Origin of the sequence: Lacrimispora indolis DSM 755 (assembly GCF_000526995.1) — a bacterium.
Lineage (GTDB): Bacteria > Bacillota > Clostridia > Lachnospirales > Lachnospiraceae > Lacrimispora > Lacrimispora indolis.
Genome location: NZ_AZUI01000001.1, coordinates 3,720,974 through 3,736,665 on the forward strand (window position 1 = coordinate 3,720,974; position 15,692 = coordinate 3,736,665).

Sequence of the window (15,692 nt, forward strand, 5' to 3'; positions counted from 1 at the left end):
CATTGTTTTCTTTCCGGTTATACTTAAATTATTAAAGGTAAATCCGGAATTGAATTTGACTCTGCTTCTATTAAAAGCTGTGTTATCTAAAAAATGAATGCCGGGCTTGAACTGACTAATTCGATCAAAACCTTCTCTCCAGGAACAATCCTCATCTTCCGTCCTCCATAATGCAAGGTAGGATGAATCCCTTCGCTGCAGTTGATCAGAAATTCAATTTCTTTTTCCCGTTTCACGTAACTTACTTCAATTGTACCATATATTGTGGTAATCTTTCCTTCCGCATAATCCAGACCATCTACGATATCAGGAATGATGCTGATTTCACGATCTCCCCAGTATTTGATTCCCAGAAGATTCAGGAACAGATAACGGGTCACGGCACCGAACATGGGATGATTCTTCGATTCTTTTGGATCTAAGAATGATTCCCACAGCGTTGTGGCGCCTGTGCGCCGGACCTTTTCAAAGGAAGACGGACCATCTGCCGTCAGCAGATGATAGGCTGTCTGTGCATAACCATACCGGAATAATACGCGGATGAGGATGTCCGTGCCGAAGATTCCCGTATCAAATTCATTCATGGAGGCGTATTTCTCATTAAGTGCGTGCAGCATAGCGTCATTTGCGAGGCCGATATCCGCTGCATATGCATCCGCAGCCTGTACGCCACCGCAGTAGGTGTTGTCTTTTGGACTGTAGTAGTGGGCGGTCAGGACCTCCTTCTTTTTCGCAGCCGTCGCGGCCAGGAGTTGCATATGATCCGTCATGCCAAGAATTCCGGCGATTTCTGAGGCGGTCTGCAGTGATTTAATATAGAAATATGTGTTGACAAAGGGAACCGGAAGCAGAATCTCCTTTGTGGTATTCCAGTCTCCCAGGCACCAGCCTCCGGGTTCACCGGAAACGACGAGGCCGTTTTCGCTGTGGTTTTCCAGGTACTCAAACCAGTGCAGCATGGCAGGAAAACATTCTTTCAAGATCTGGATGTCCCTGTAGTGGACATAGTATTGGTATGGAACTTCAACAATTGCGGCACCCCAGGCAGCCGGTCCGCCGCCTCCGCCCTGGAAGGGCGCCGTGTGCTGGATCCGGCCGCTTTCCTTGTCCTGACAGTCCAGCACGTCGCGGATCCATTTCCGGTACAGCCGTTTTACGCCCAGGGTAAGCATGATTGTGCGGGCACCTAACTGGCCGTCTCCGGTATAGCCAAGCCTCTCTCTGTTGGGAGTATCCAGTGGAACTCCGCAGTGAATGTTGGAAAGCTGTGTCCGTACATACGCTTCATAAAGCCAGTTTAACGTCTCATTGCTGCAGCGGAAGGCGGAAGTCTGTGCCACATCCGTGTGTACGACGGCACACAGAAACGGCGTATCTCCGGATTCAGACAGTCTGCCAGTCACTTCAAAATAACGGAAGGCCTGCCAGCTGAATTTGGGGCACATCGTTTCCATGCGGCCGTTACCGATATATTCTGTGGTCTGAATCTGTTCTTCACCTCCGCTGGAGATGAAGTCCAGTTCGCCATCCGGCGTAAGCTCGTCGGCGTGGCGGATGGTTATGGTTTCTCCATCTTCTAAGGTTCCGGTTACCATCACCCAGCCGCTTAAGTTTTCGCCTGCATCATAGATGGCACGTTTTCCATCGTCAAAGAGCTTCTTTGGTATCAGGGTCCGGATCATTTTATCGCCGGGGCAGTCGGAACGGCACATTACGGTTTCCATCGGAGAGACGGAAACTGCCGGTTCCCAAAGGGAGTCGTTAAAATCGGGGGACTGCCAGCCGGGAAGCTTAAGGCGCAGGTCGTGTTTCTCGCCGAAAAAAAGGTTGTTGAACGTGACTTCACTATTATGCCGGCGCATGGTCCCATCTGACACGATGGTCACCTCCTGCTCTCCGGCGATCTCCAGCCGGAAGGTGAGCCTTGGCTCTCCAAAGGACTGATGGCCCTCCACGATCCGCTCCTTTTGATTGTACCAGCCGTTACCGAGTTCGACGGCAATGACATTTTTTCCTTCCCGTAAATATTCTCCGGCTGAATAGACATCATAATAGGTACGGTGAGTGAATGTGCCTTTCATGGGATATAGAAAGCCGGAAATATCCCTGGGGTGGTAATCTGATGTGACTGGGATCAGACAGTCGCTGTTTACCTTTCTGCCGTTGATATACAGCTCATAGAAGCCGAGACCGCAGATGGCAATTGCTGCTTCGGCCGGTTTTTGTATCTGAAAAGATTTTCTGAAATAGGATGCTCCGCAGGAGCGTGAAGACTGTACCCAATTCTTATTTTCCAGTTTCATGGTTTCCTCCAAATGAATGAATTTTTTTGTTAAGAATAGTATAATGAAAGTACTTTGTCCATGGAATATCCGCCACAGTTGGACGGAGAATTTAACACAGCCCTGCAATCGGATATGTCCGCTTCCGGTCCTTTGGCAAAAGGTATGGATAATCCGCCACTACAGATGGAGAAAAGCGTTTCAAAGGGCGTTATTCGTTTTGTTTGTGCGAAATTTTCACCATATCATGATGCCATTTTCCATTCTTAAAACGGGAACTGATGTGCTAAAATTAGGTCATAAAAAACAGGGAGGTTGACTCGATGAAACGAAGAACGATCGCATTCATGATGGCGGCAGTGGTAGCTGCAGGCAGCATGGCAGGATGCAGCAGGACAGACCAGAAGGCTCCTAAGGCGGATCAGACGGCTGCCGTGACCACGGAAGCCGCCGGTGAGACCACTGAGAAAGCAAAAACAGAAGATGATGGGTGGGAGTATAAGGAAGCAACGCTGACCGCTTCCATAGGAACGGACTTAGCGCCGGCCGGTTACGAGGCCGTATTTGCCTTGGCAGAAGAAAAACTTGGAATTCACGTAGAAGTAGAAGTACGCGGCGGCGGGGACAATGGAGACAGCATCATTAAGACTCGTCTGGCTTCCGGCGATATGGCGGATCTGTGCGGAACCAATTCCGGAGCACTCCTTTCCGCGCTCAATCCGGCGGAGTATTTCATTGATATCACCAATGAGGACTGGGCGGCCAGACTGGATGATACATATAAGCAGGCGGTCACCATAGACGGCGTGGTATATGGAATTCCCACATCCTCAGCCAAGGGCGGCGTGATCTTATACAACAAGAACGTCTATGAGAAATACAACTTAGAAGTGCCTAAGACCTGGGAGGAATTTCTGCATAACTGTGATGTATTAAAGGAAGCCGGAGAGGTTGCACTGATCGGTTCCTATGGGGATCAGTGGACGACCCAGTTCCCATTCCTGGGAGACTACTATAATGTGATGGTACAGGAACCGGATTTCGCAAAGAAGTTTGAACAGGGCGAGATCAAGTTTGCCACCAACGAAGCCGGGCTGCGCAGCTGGGAAAAGCTGGCGGACACCACACCTTATTATAATGAAGATTACATGGCGACCACCTATAATGATGCCTGCGACATGATCGTAAACGGAGAGGGAGCTCATTACTTCTCCAGCTCCCAGGCTCTTTCAAATATCTATGAACTGTATGGGGATGATGTAAATAACGTAAGAGCATTTGCGATTCCAGGTGATGATCCGGACAAGCAGGGCTTAACCGTATGGGAGCCATCCTCCTGGTACGGAAACAAAAATTCCGGCAAGGTGGATGATATCAAGCGATTAATGGAATTCATGATTTCAGATGAAGCGCTGGATGTCTACACGGCCGCACTTCTGCCGGAAGGACCCTACTGCGTGAAGGGATACGAATTACCGGATAATGCCTACGATGCGGTTAAATATGATCTTCAGAAATACTTTGATTCCGGTAAAACCGGCCTTGCACTGGAATTTATCACACCGGTCAAGGGTGCTGACTGCCCGGCAATCTGTCAGGAACTGGGAACAGGCCAGACAACTCCATTAGAAGCGGCTGCCGCTTACGATGAAGATTGTAAGAAACAGGCGGTGCAGTTAGGTCTGGATTGGAAGTAAACTGAGGATGAAAGACGAAGCGTTCACTTCTGGTGATACGCTTCGTTCTTTCTTAAACAGGAAAGTGAGTCCGGCGTGCCGGACATTTAACTGGAGGAGAATGAAATGGATAAGAAAAAAATATATTCCACATGGTTTCTGGTTCCGGCTATGACCGTGTTCACCGTGTTTTTTCTGATACCGCTGCTTCTTTCCCTGTATTTCAGTCTGACGATCTGGAATTTCAATGAAGTGAAATTTTGCGGCCTGGACAATTTCAAGATGTTCTTTTCAGAGAGGGCCTTAAATACAGGTGTTAAAAATACGATGATCTATGCGGTACTTACGTGTGGGTTCAAGGTGGTGGTGGGTTTTTTAATCGGCGTTTTCTTAACCAGCAGCATTAAGACAAAGAATCTGCTGCGCTCCGTCGTGTTCTTTCCCAATCTTGTTTCCACCATTGCGGTCGGGATTACGTTTACCGCGCTGATGCATCCGTCGAAAGGACTCATCAACAAGGTGCTGGAACTGATCGGAGTACATGGTATTGACTGGCTGGGAAACATGAAGCTGGCGCTGTATTCTGTGGTCGGAACAGATGTATGGAAGGGTGTTGGTGTCGCAGCAGTGATCTTTATCGCGGGAATTCAGGCGATCGACAAGACTTATTACGAGGCGGCGGTAATCGATGGCGCAGGAAAATTAAAACAGCTGCTTTATATCACGATTCCTCTGGCGAGGCCGGCCATGAATTCCGTTATCATGCTGGCATTCATCGGAGGCATGCGAAGCTTTGATTTAATCTGGGCAATGACCGGAGGCGGACCGGGATATGCCACCGAGGTGGTTGCATCAGCCGTGTATAAACAATATGCGGCGGGATATTACGGCCTGTCGACGGCAGGAAATGTGATCATGTTCCTGATGATCGCAGTTCTTGCATATCCGCTTCAGAAATTCTTACTGAGCAGGGAGGTAGACTGACATGACGAATAAAAAAAGAATCCGGCTTTTGGGAGATGTCATCGGACTGATTGTGGCAGGCGGGATATTTGTGGTACCCTTTGTTTTCATGTTTGTCAATTCTTTAAAGGGGAGACGGGAAGCCAATTTACTGCAGCTGTCTCTGCCGGAGGTGTTCCAGTGGGACAATTATCTGGAGGTGATAAAGGCCAACAATTATCTGCTCATCCGGTCCTTTAAAAACAGCGCGGTCCTCACTGTCGGGGCGGTTACTCTGCTGATCGTGGTCTGCTCCATGGCAGGCTATGTGCTTCAAAGAAGGAGAGACCGCTTAACCGGCATTGCAAACAGCATCATCCTGTCGGGGCTCATGGTGCCTCCAGCCATTCTGCCCACGATCTGGGTCATGAAGGGGCTGTATTTATATAAGACGATTCCCGGAATGATGCTGATCGAATGTGCGCTTCAGATCCCGTTCACCATTATGCTTTACCGCGGCTTTGTAGGCTCCATTCCGGTAGAACTGGAAGAGGCGGGATACATTGACGGCTGTTCCAGGAGCCAGATGTTCACAAAGATCATTCTTCCGCTGCTCAAGCCGGTGACGTCTACTGTCATCATTCTGAACGCAGTGGCCGTGTTCAATGACTTTACGAATCCCTTATATTTCCTGCCGGGAACAAAGAATGCCACAATTCAGCTGACATTGTTTAATTTTATCGGGCGGTATTCCAGTTCCTATAATCTTCTGTTTGCCAACGTGATCATGATTACGATTCCCATGCTGGTGCTGTTCCTGTTCTTTAACAAGAGGATCGTGGACGGCATGGTGGCCGGTTCCGTGAAGGGATAAGACGTTATCCGGGTTAAGCTTCTGCTGTTTCGGGAAAAATAATTGTACTTGATTAATCGGAAGGGGAATTGTAGACTAATGATAGAAAAGCCGGACGGTACGGGAAAGTTTTACGTGTTGTCTGTCCAGTATAAGGAAATGACAAAAAGGGGTAAAACATTATGAAATTTCGCACCCGGATGATCATGGTATATTCTGTGTTTATTCTGTCCGCGGCCATTTTGCTGGGAGGAGTTTTCTACTATTCCAGCGTCAGGCGTTCCGTGAATCAGGAGCTGCAGAATCTGGAGGACATATCAAGACAATTAAACCAGCAGTATGAGGAATCGGCCAAGGCGATGAAAAATGTATGCCATTACGTTTTAAGCGATGTGGATGCCCTGGATGCCATACGAAAGCTGTCCGTATTTCCAAAGGATGCCGATTATGTTTCCCTGTATTTCAGCGAAGCAGCCAGGGCGGTGCGGAATTTACTAAATACTGACTATATCATAAGTAATTTTTATCGGGTCATCTTCTTTAACAGGAACGGCGTTGTGGTATCCACAATTCATGAAAAGCGGAAGATGGACCCAAGTGCCGGCATCGATGGGCTTCCCTGGTTTGGGGAGATGGATTCTGTCGGCTATGGAGAGTTTGCGGTCATCGGTCTGCATGTGGACGACTGGGGGGAGAAGAAACAGAATGTCTATTCCGTTATAAAGGAGATTCAGGGAGATAATCTGGGATATATTGAGGTACAGCGTACTGAGGACTCTTTGAAGGCTCTGCTGGAGGTATCCAATCCTGAGATTAAAGTTCTTTTGTTCGATAAACAGGGAAAGCTGCTGTTCAGCAACGGCAGGTATGACGGCGATTTGGGTTATGAAGAATTCCTGGCACAGGGGGATGCCAGCGCAGGAAGATACCGGAATACGGTTACAGGAGATGAGGAGTTTCTTGCCGGGAGCCTATCGGCGGAAACGGGTGTAACAATCATTGTGGCGGAGCGGTACGACGCGGTAAAGAGCGACTTACACTATATTTTTACAATTACACTGCTCCTTGCGGCCAGCTTCATCGCCATTGCGATCCTCTATACCGTTGCGGCCTCCAGTCATTTGGCAAAGCCGGTTCAGGAACTTGCGGCACTGATGGAGCGTACAAAGCTGAATAACATCACGGAAAATGTGGAGCTGAAAACATCCAATAATGAAATTGAACAGCTGAGACAGTCCTATGAAAATATGTTAAAGCGCTTGGACAGCGCAATCTTGAAGGAGAAGAGAACCTCCATGATCCAGCTTCAGGCCCAGTTTGACGCACTGCAGGCCCAGGTAAATCCTCATTTTATCTATAATATTTTAAATGTCATTTCCAGTAGGGGCGTATTAAATAATGATGAGGTAATTTGTGATATCTGCGACGGGCTGGCCGCCATGCTGCGGTATTCGACCAATACCAAGGAGCGGTATGCCACTGTGGAAAAGGAAGCTGACTACGTGGAAGCGTATATTAAGCTTTTAAAGTGCCGTTATGAACATAAGCTGGAGTACCATATGGACATTCAGCCTGAAATCAGAAATTATATTCTGCCGAAGCTGGTCTTACAGCAGCTGGTGGAAAACAGCATATCCCACGGCTATGAAAATGGCTACGAGATTATGCGTCTGGAGATTTCCGGCTGGCAGGATCAGGAAGGCTGGTATATCAGGATCAGGGACAATGGAGACGGATTTTCAGAAGAATCGCTGAAATACGTCCGGGATGAAATTATGAAGCTGCGGTTGCAGATCAGCTCAATTCAGCGAAATGTGGAGCTGGAGATCGGGGGAATGGGGAATGCCAATACCTATGCCCGTCTGTATCTGCTCTATTCGGAGCAGCTGATCTACCGCGTAGGGAACCACGAACAGGGTGCGGAAGTGTTTCTTGGAATCCGTAAGTCCAAAGAGGGGGAGTTATAATATGTACCGTATACTCGCAGTGGATGATGAACCGGCTGCCATCAAGCATATCTGCAATATTATTGCCATCAAGTGCCCGCAGTTTGAAGTGACCGCAACGGCGGAGCATGGGCAGGAGGCGTTAAAACGGATGGAAGAAGACCTGCCGGACATCCTGATCACGGATGTGAAAATGCCGGTAATGGATGGGATCGCACTGGCGGAGAAGGCCAGGGAACGATATCCGGACGTTCTGTCTCTGGTGGTGAGCGGGTATCAGGAGTTCGAGTATGCAAAGGCCGCAATCCGGTCAGGTGTATACGATTATCTGTTAAAACCCATCAAGCCATCGACGCTTCAAAGTGTCTTAAACAGCATGGGGGAGCGCCTCGATGAAATCTATGCCAGAAAAAGAAATCAGCTGATGAAGAGCCTATGTGAGAAAAATACCGTTAGAAAGGAAGTCCTGGAACGCTATTTCCCGGCGGGAAGATACTATGCGGCGATTGTGAGGAGAAACGGGCTTCCCAGACGGTACTCAGGAAATTCAGGATTCGAGATATTCTCAGGAAAGGATGAGAAGATTTTCCTGTATGGAAGGGATGAGATGGAAGCCATGTATCTTTATCCTGAAGATATTCTTATTTATAAGAGCTTTTATCAGATTATTTCGGAGACTATCCGCAGGGAGCATGGCAATTCCAATTATGTGACAGGCGTGATCCGGGAGGCTCCGTTTTTAATCGAACATGCGGATAATGTGTTCGAGGAGCTGTATCAGATCCTGGACCGCAGCATCATTATTGGTGTAAATCAGATCCTGATTGCGGAAGAATTGCAGGAAGAAAAGCAGAAGAGCGTAAAGGATTCCGGTGAATTCCGTGCACTGGAAAGCGCCGTCGAAAAGGGGCAGCGGGACCGGATCGTTCCGGCGGTGGGCGGGCTGTTTAACTACTGGAAACGTGTGAAAAAAACACAGATGTACGTGGAAGCCCAGGTGCGGTATCTTCTGATCCTGCTGGACAAATTCGGCCTGTTGTCGGAGACGGAGCAGAACGGAGAAAGAATACTGGATGATATCTTTTATTATGCAGAAGACTTGGACGAGGTTTCGGACGCAATCCAGAACATGCTGGCGCAGAAGATCAAGAAAGAACCGCAGCAGCAGAAGATGGATACAGAAGAGTTCTTCGGAAGGATCACCGCTTTTATAGACCGCCATCTCTCAGAGGACCTTTCCATGGGACGGCTGTGCAGGGAATTTGGGCTGTCTCCCACATATTTGAACAAGCTGTTCCGAAAGTATTCGGGAAACTCCTTTAATAAGTTCCTGACTCTGGCACGCATCCAATGCGCAAAGGAGATCATGAACCAGGAAACCTCCGTCTATGTAAAGGACGTGGCGTCCAGGGCAGGTTATAACGACCAGTTTTATTTCAGCCGGATCTTTACCTCGGTTGTAGGAATCAGCCCATCGGATTATATGGAACAGATTCAGAATCATAAAAAAGAAAACGGATAAGGTACGCATAATGAGCAGGGAATTAGAACAGAAAATGAAAGCGGTCCTCCAGAAGGCAGTGGAAAGCCGGGAGCTTGGCGGGGCCAATGTGATGGTGACCAAAGACGGCAAAGAGCTGTGCTATCTGGAGGCCGGTTACGCGGATCTGGAGGCGGGGAAGAAGATCGGAAGGGATACTATTTTCCGTTTGTACTCCATGACTAAGCCGATAACTGCCGTGGCTGCCATGATTTTACTGGAGCGGGGGGAAATTTGCCTGCAGACTCCGGTGGAAGAGTATCTGCCGTCCTTTGCAGGAGGAAAGGTATGCCGGGGCACAGCGGCATCCACTCTTTCAACCAATGGACTAAGCAGAACGTCTGCTGCCCCTGTGTCCAAGGAAATGGACCTGGACCTGCAGCTGGAAGATGTGGCCCGCCCCATGACTCTGTATGATCTCCTTCATATGACTTCCGGCCTCACTTATGGGGATACATGCACCTTGACGGAGACCCGGACAAAAGAGCTTTTAGATGAGGCGGAAAGAGGTCTGTCTGAAAAAGAGCCGATGACAACACAGGAGTTTGCCGGGAAGGCAGGGAAAATACCTCTTCTGTTTCAGCCCGGAACGTCGTGGAAATATGGTATTTCCGCCGACATCATGGGAGCGGTCATCGAGAAAGTTACCGGAGAGTCATTTGGCGGCTTCTTAAGAAAAGAAATTTTTGAGCCGTTAGGTATGACGGATACGGCATTCTATGTGCCGGAAGAGAAGCAGGGCCGTCTGGCAAAGGCATATGAGACGGGAAAAGACGGCGGATTGGCGGAATACACAGGAAATTTCCTGGGGATCAGGAATGCCATGGATGAGAATGCCAGATTCGAATCCGGTGGTGCAGGGCTTGTCTCCACCATTGGAGACTATGAGAAGTTCGCCGGAATGCTTCTTAACAATGGAAGCCTTGGAGGTAAAAGGATTCTTCGGCCGGCTGCCGTGGAATATCTGACCAGAGGCCGGCTGTCAGGAAACCAACAGGAGGGCTTTGAAAACTGGTTTGGCCAATCCGGCTTCAGCTATGGGAATTATATGAGGGTTCTGTGGAATCCATGGCAGTCAGCCGTCCTTGGACGGCAGATGGAATACTGTTGGGATGGATGGCTTGGCTGCTGTTTTGTGAACTGCCCTCAGGAAAAGGTGACGTTTCTTGTGATGCAGCAGAAAAAGGATGCCGGAAAGCTGGTTACAAGACTAAAAAATGTACTGTTTTCGCATGATCTATAATGCAGAAAGGAAGCCAGAATGTTTTTAATTCATGAGAAATTGACTGCTTATACAAAAGAACTGTGGGATCGGAGGTATGAAGAAACCATTGATTTATTTCCATTTGCTGCCGGGGATGCCGGCTGTGAGGCGGATGAGGTCATTGTTCAATACCCAGGGCGTCTGAACGAAGATGAACAGGTCCGAAAGGGTGATTTTTTTATCGGAAGGGACCGCTATCTGTGGTTTCAGACAACCGTGAAGGTTCCGGAGAAAAAAGAAGGCAGCCAGATTACCGGTATTTTCGATTTTGGAAAGACAGGGGAGGGCTTTAACAGCGGTTTCGAATCGCTGCTTTTTATCGACGGAAAGCCCCATCAGGGAGTGGATACATTCCATAATGAGGTAGTGCTGGAGGCATTTGCAGGCAAGAATATTGAACTCACCTTCCTGCTTTGGACCGGGCTGGAGGGCGGCGGCGCCCGTACCGACCAGATTCACCGTTTTAAGAAGGCAGGCATCGGATACTTAAATTTGGCGGCGGACCGTTTCTATTACCATACCGAAGGGATTGTTAAGAGCGCAGCCCTGATGCCGGATACGGGCACAGAGCGTGGCGCGCTTTTGGAAGCGCTTGACGGTGCATTTTCTTTTATTGACTGGGATCAGGACCAATTTTATCCCACGGTGAAAACAGCGTTGGAGAATCTGGAGGAACGACTGGTTCAAATGCCGAAAAACAGCCAGGTCACCGTACACTGCGTAGGACATACCCACATTGATGTGGCATGGCTTTGGAGGCTGAAGCATACCCGTGAAAAAGCAGTGCGCTCCTTTTCTACCGCGCTCAGGCTGATGGAACAGAACGACGACTTCTTGTTTTTGCAGAGTCAGCCGCAGCTTTACCAGTTTATCAAACAGGACTGCCCGGAGATTTATGAACAGATCAAAAACAGGATTACCGAGGGAAGGTGGGAGGTAGACGGCGGCATGTGGCTGGAAGCGGACTGCAACATCACTTCCGGAGAGGCACTTGTACGTCAGTTTCTGCATGGCTGCAATTTTATTAAGGATGAATTCGGCAGTGAATGCACCCATCTCTGGCTGCCGGATGTGTTCGGCTACAGCTGGGCGATGCCGCAGATTTTAAGGCAGTGCAATATTAAGACGTTTGCGACTACAAAAATCAGTTGGAATGACGTCAACCGGATGCCTCATGATTTATTCTGGTGGAGAGGGATCGATGGCAGCGAGATTTTAACCTATTTTATAACCACGCCTTATGAGCAGGAAGATTCTGAACATAAACATGGTGCCACTTATAACGGAAAGCTGACCCCGTATGAGGTATTTGGAAGCTGGGAGAAGTTCCGGGACAAAGATCTGACAAAGGACGTGCTGATATCCTTCGGCCATGGAGACGGCGGCGGCGGGGTGACGCCGGGCATGTTAAAAAGCAGGCGATCCATGAATTTACTTCCAGGTGTTCCAAACGTGGTCAATGACACGGCTGGAAATTATTTCAATAAGATCCATCAGGATATGGAAGAAAATAAGAGCTGGCAGCCGGTATGGGACGGCGAACTGTATTTAGAATACCACCGGGGCACCTATACCTCCCAGGCGGGAAACAAGAAGTGGAACAGAAAGCTGGAATGGAAACTGGCGGAAACGGAATGGCTGGCCAGCCAGGTATTAACAGTGGAAGGGGAATATCCCCAAAACCAGATTCACCACGCGTGGGAAATCGTCCTGCGAAACCAGTTCCATGATATCATTCCCGGCTCCTCCATACATGAAGTTTACCAGGATTCGGAAAAGGAATACCAGGAGGCAGACCGCCTGTTAAATGATACGAGAGCCACACTTCTAAGCCGGCTTGTAAAGGCTGCAGACGATCACTGGATGCTTTGGAATTTCAGCAGCTTTGACCGGAATGACCTTGTGTTTATCCAGGAAACAAGGGAGGGAAGCTTTGAAGAGTTGGACGGAACCCCCATCATATCAGGCAGAACCGGAGAAGGCTTTTTCCTGCATGTAAAAATGCGTGGGCTGGAAATGAGGACCATCCGCTTTTGGCCGGAAAAGGAAGCCGCCGCTCAGAAGGTGACGGCGGAGTATTTGAACGAGGAGGTAAAGACACCCTATTACCATATCCGCTGGAATCAGAAAGGGCAGCTTGTTTCTGTTTATGACAGGGAAAATGAAAGGGAAGTGCTGAAGGGAGAAGGAAACCGCCTGGAAATCTTTGAAGACAGGCCCATGCGGTATGATGCATGGGATATTGATATGTTCTATATGCAGAAGATGGAGACTGCAGTGGTAAGGGAGGCGCCGAGACTCGTGGAAAATAACGGGGTGAGGGCGGTGATCCGTTTCTCCTATGGTTACCGGAACTCTTCCATTGAACAGGACATGGTTCTGTATGCGAAAAGCCGTCGGATTGATTTCGAAACTATGGTGGACTGGCATGAGGATCACCGGCTTATGAAGGCGGCTTTTGATTTCGATGTAAGGAGCACCAAGGCATCCTATGATATTCAGTTTGGTCATGTGGAGCGCCCAACCCATTACAACACCAGCTGGGATCAGGCGAAGTTCGAGGTGGTGGGACACAAGTGGGCGGATATCTCTGACAGCGGCTTCGGAGTCAGCCTTATGAACGACTGCAAATATGGATACAGCGCAAAGGACAGTACCCTTAAAATTTCCCTGTTAAAGAGCGCAAAATATCCTGATACAAAAGCGGATATGAGAGTACATACATTTACTTATTCTCTGTACCCTCACGCCGGGACGGTGACGGAAGGCGGAACGATTCCGGAAAGTGTGAATTTGAATCTGCCGATTGGCTCTGTAAAGGGAATGGAGAAGAAAACATTTGCAGGCAAACGATTGTTATGGACCGATAACCCGGCCGTGTTTGTGGATGCGGTGAAAAAGGCGGAGAAAGAGGAATGCCTGGTGATAAGGATTCATGAGACGGCAGGCAGCAGGCAGAAAGTTGACATAAAATCAGATTACCAGATAAAAGAATGGACGGTCTGCAATATGCTGGAGCAGGATGCCGGAACCAGGGAAGTTGAGAGTATATCCGCAGTTTTACAGCCGTTTGAAAGCAGGAGCTTTAAGGTGTGGCTGGAAGTGTGAAAAAAGGTTTAACGATAGAATATAAGAAGTAAAACGCGGATTGTTGAGAAGATTGAAAAAGGAGACTGGGGGATTAAGTGACTTCATTCTCACGGAGTTGGAACTCTTTTTCCATTGTTTGGGCTTCACTTTATGAGTGAGAGTAAAAAAGAAAAAAATACAGTAACTATGTGGGGCCGAGCGCCGCCGGCTGAATTATTATGATTAATTCAGGCTGATTTTTTGTGTAATACAGTAATGAGAATAATTTATTGCAACTATGCCATGAAAGGTGGGTTCTTCGGAATCTGCCTTTTTCAGTTTTATAATTAACAGAGCCGTTGGTCCGCAGGCGTTTCTGTTTTCAGGATCATTTTTTAGACATTGTTTATTTTATAACAATAATATTCGCAATATGGTTAAAAGTACTGGATTTAAGGAAGAACTTAAGTCATCCTTTCGCAGAAAACCCTGTGGATCAGCCCTTTTAAACCTATTTTTACTTAGAATTTTTGTCAATAAAGGTAATAAAAACAAAATAAAAAACACGTATTAATATAGAGATACCATGATAGAATTATAAAATGTTGTATAAAATGCATAAAAAGTTACATATAAAAATCCTATCGTTTATGATAAAAAACTAGTATTTTCAATTATTGAGAAAAAGAGTTAAACTAGTATCAGAAACAATGTTAAAAAAATCACTAATAGCAGGTAGGGAGGAAGCCCAAATGAGTCAATTTATTCAGTCATTGGTAGAACGTTCCAGAAAAGCACAACAGATCCTATGCACTTATGACCAGGAAAAGACGGACGAAATTGTAAAAATGTTCGCAAAGGTTGTTTTCGATCATGCCCAGCCGCTGGCAAAGCTGGCTGCAGAAGAAAGCAGAATGGGCGTATACGAGGACAAGATCACTAAAAATAAGGGAAAATCAAGAATTATCTGGAACTCGCTCAAAGGAAAGAAATCCATAGGCATCATTAGACGAGATGAGGAGGCAGGCCTCATCGAAGTAGCAAAGCCCATGGGAGTCATCGCAGCTGCGACTCCGTGCACTAACCCGGTTGTAACACCCATGTGCAATGCCATGTTCGCAGTCAAATGCCAGAATACCATTATCATAGCCCCTCACCCCCGCGGTAAAAAATGTGCTATGGAGCTGGCAGATCTTTATTATAAGGAGTTAGACCGTATGGGTGTTCCCAGAGATATCTTTCTGGTAATAGAAGAGCCTACCATTGATATGACCACGGAACTGATGTCAGCCTGCGATGCTGTCATAGCAACCGGAGGTATGGGGGTTGTGAAATCTGCTTATTCCAGCGGAAAACCAAGCTATGGGGTTGGGCCTGGAAATGTCCAGGGACTGATTGATGAAGGAATCGATTACAAGGCAGCAGCAGGCCGTATGATAGCCAGCCGTATCTTTGATAATGGAATCATATGTTCCGGCACCCAGAGTATCATTGCTCCTGAAAAGGATTATGACTCCATTATCAGAGAGTTTGTGGATCAGGGAGCTTATTACATTGATGATCCGGCAGTAGTTGCCAGTCTGTCAGAGGTTGTATTCCCTGGCGGCGTTATTAATAAAAACGTGGTTGGCCAGTCGGTTAAGACTATCGCAGGATTGGCGGGCATTTCCATTCCTGAGGGAACAAAGGTCATTATCGTTAAACCGGAAAGACATGGTGCCGGCGTGGTGTGGAGTAAGGAAAAGATGTGCCCAATGATGGCGGCCTACAGCTATAAGACCTGGGAAGAGGCAGTGCAGATTGCTTATGATAACCTTTTGGTAGAAGGAGAAGGCCACTCGGCAGATATTCAGTCTGATGATAAAGCACATATCGAATATGCAGGTGTGAAGCTGCCTGTAAGCCGTGTGGTTGTGAACCAGACCTGTTCCAGCATGGCAGGGGGAGCTTTTGCAAATGCATTGAATCCTACCACAACGCTTGGCTGCGGAAGCTGGGGGAATAATGCCATCAGCGAGAATCTCTTCTATACCCACTTGATGAATAAGAGCCGTATCGCATTTGTCAGGAAAAATTGGAAACAGCCGTCTGATGAAGAAATTTTTGCATAGGAGAGTCCG

At 47.8% G+C, this 15,692-nt stretch carries 9 protein-coding genes; 8 read left to right on the forward strand and 1 reads right to left on the reverse strand.

Annotated features, from left to right (window positions below; all coding sequences use genetic code 11):
* Positions 1-86: 86 nt before the first annotated feature.
* Entirely contained in the window at positions 87-2,303 is a 2,217-nt protein-coding gene (locus tag K401_RS0117865; protein ID WP_024294232.1) for a family 78 glycoside hydrolase catalytic domain, read from the reverse strand.
* 302 nt (positions 2,304-2,605) lie between these two features.
* Here K401_RS0117865 and K401_RS0117870 point away from each other — a divergent pair, with 302 nt between their 5' ends.
* From K401_RS0117870 to K401_RS0117910, 8 genes are all read left to right on the forward strand, one after another.
* Positions 2,606-3,979, forward strand: a complete 1,374-nt coding sequence (locus K401_RS0117870) for an ABC transporter substrate-binding protein (protein ID WP_024294233.1) — start codon at positions 2,606-2,608, stop codon at positions 3,977-3,979.
* A gap of 105 nt (positions 3,980-4,084) precedes the next feature.
* The gene (locus tag K401_RS0117875) at positions 4,085-4,942 is read left to right on the forward strand and encodes a carbohydrate ABC transporter permease (RefSeq protein ID WP_024294234.1); all 858 of its coding nucleotides are present in this window, start codon (positions 4,085-4,087) and stop codon (positions 4,940-4,942) included.
* A 1-nt stretch (position 4,943) separates the two neighbouring features.
* On the forward strand, positions 4,944-5,774 hold the full coding sequence (locus K401_RS0117880; protein ID WP_024294235.1) for a carbohydrate ABC transporter permease: 831 nt from the start codon (positions 4,944-4,946) through the stop codon (positions 5,772-5,774).
* Positions 5,775-5,935: 161 nt separating this feature from the next.
* Positions 5,936-7,720: a cache domain-containing sensor histidine kinase gene (locus tag K401_RS0117890; RefSeq protein ID WP_024294236.1), complete on the forward strand. Its 1,785-nt coding sequence runs from the start codon at positions 5,936-5,938 to the stop codon at positions 7,718-7,720.
* A 1-nt stretch (position 7,721) separates the two neighbouring features.
* Positions 7,722-9,221 carry a response regulator transcription factor gene (locus K401_RS0117895; protein ID WP_024294237.1) on the forward strand — a complete coding sequence of 500 codons (1,500 nt, stop codon included), beginning with the start codon at positions 7,722-7,724 and terminating at the stop codon, positions 9,219-9,221.
* A 10-nt stretch (positions 9,222-9,231) separates the two neighbouring features.
* Positions 9,232-10,482 carry a serine hydrolase domain-containing protein gene (locus tag K401_RS0117900; RefSeq protein WP_024294238.1) on the forward strand — a complete coding sequence of 417 codons (1,251 nt, stop codon included), beginning with the start codon at positions 9,232-9,234 and terminating at the stop codon, positions 10,480-10,482.
* Between the two features lie 18 nt (positions 10,483-10,500).
* Positions 10,501-13,611, forward strand: a complete 3,111-nt coding sequence (locus K401_RS0117905; protein ID WP_024294239.1) for an alpha-mannosidase — start codon at positions 10,501-10,503, stop codon at positions 13,609-13,611.
* A gap of 713 nt (positions 13,612-14,324) precedes the next feature.
* The gene (locus K401_RS0117910; RefSeq protein ID WP_024294240.1) at positions 14,325-15,683 is read left to right on the forward strand and encodes an aldehyde dehydrogenase family protein; all 1,359 of its coding nucleotides are present in this window, start codon (positions 14,325-14,327) and stop codon (positions 15,681-15,683) included.
* Positions 15,684-15,692: the final 9 nt, after the last annotated feature.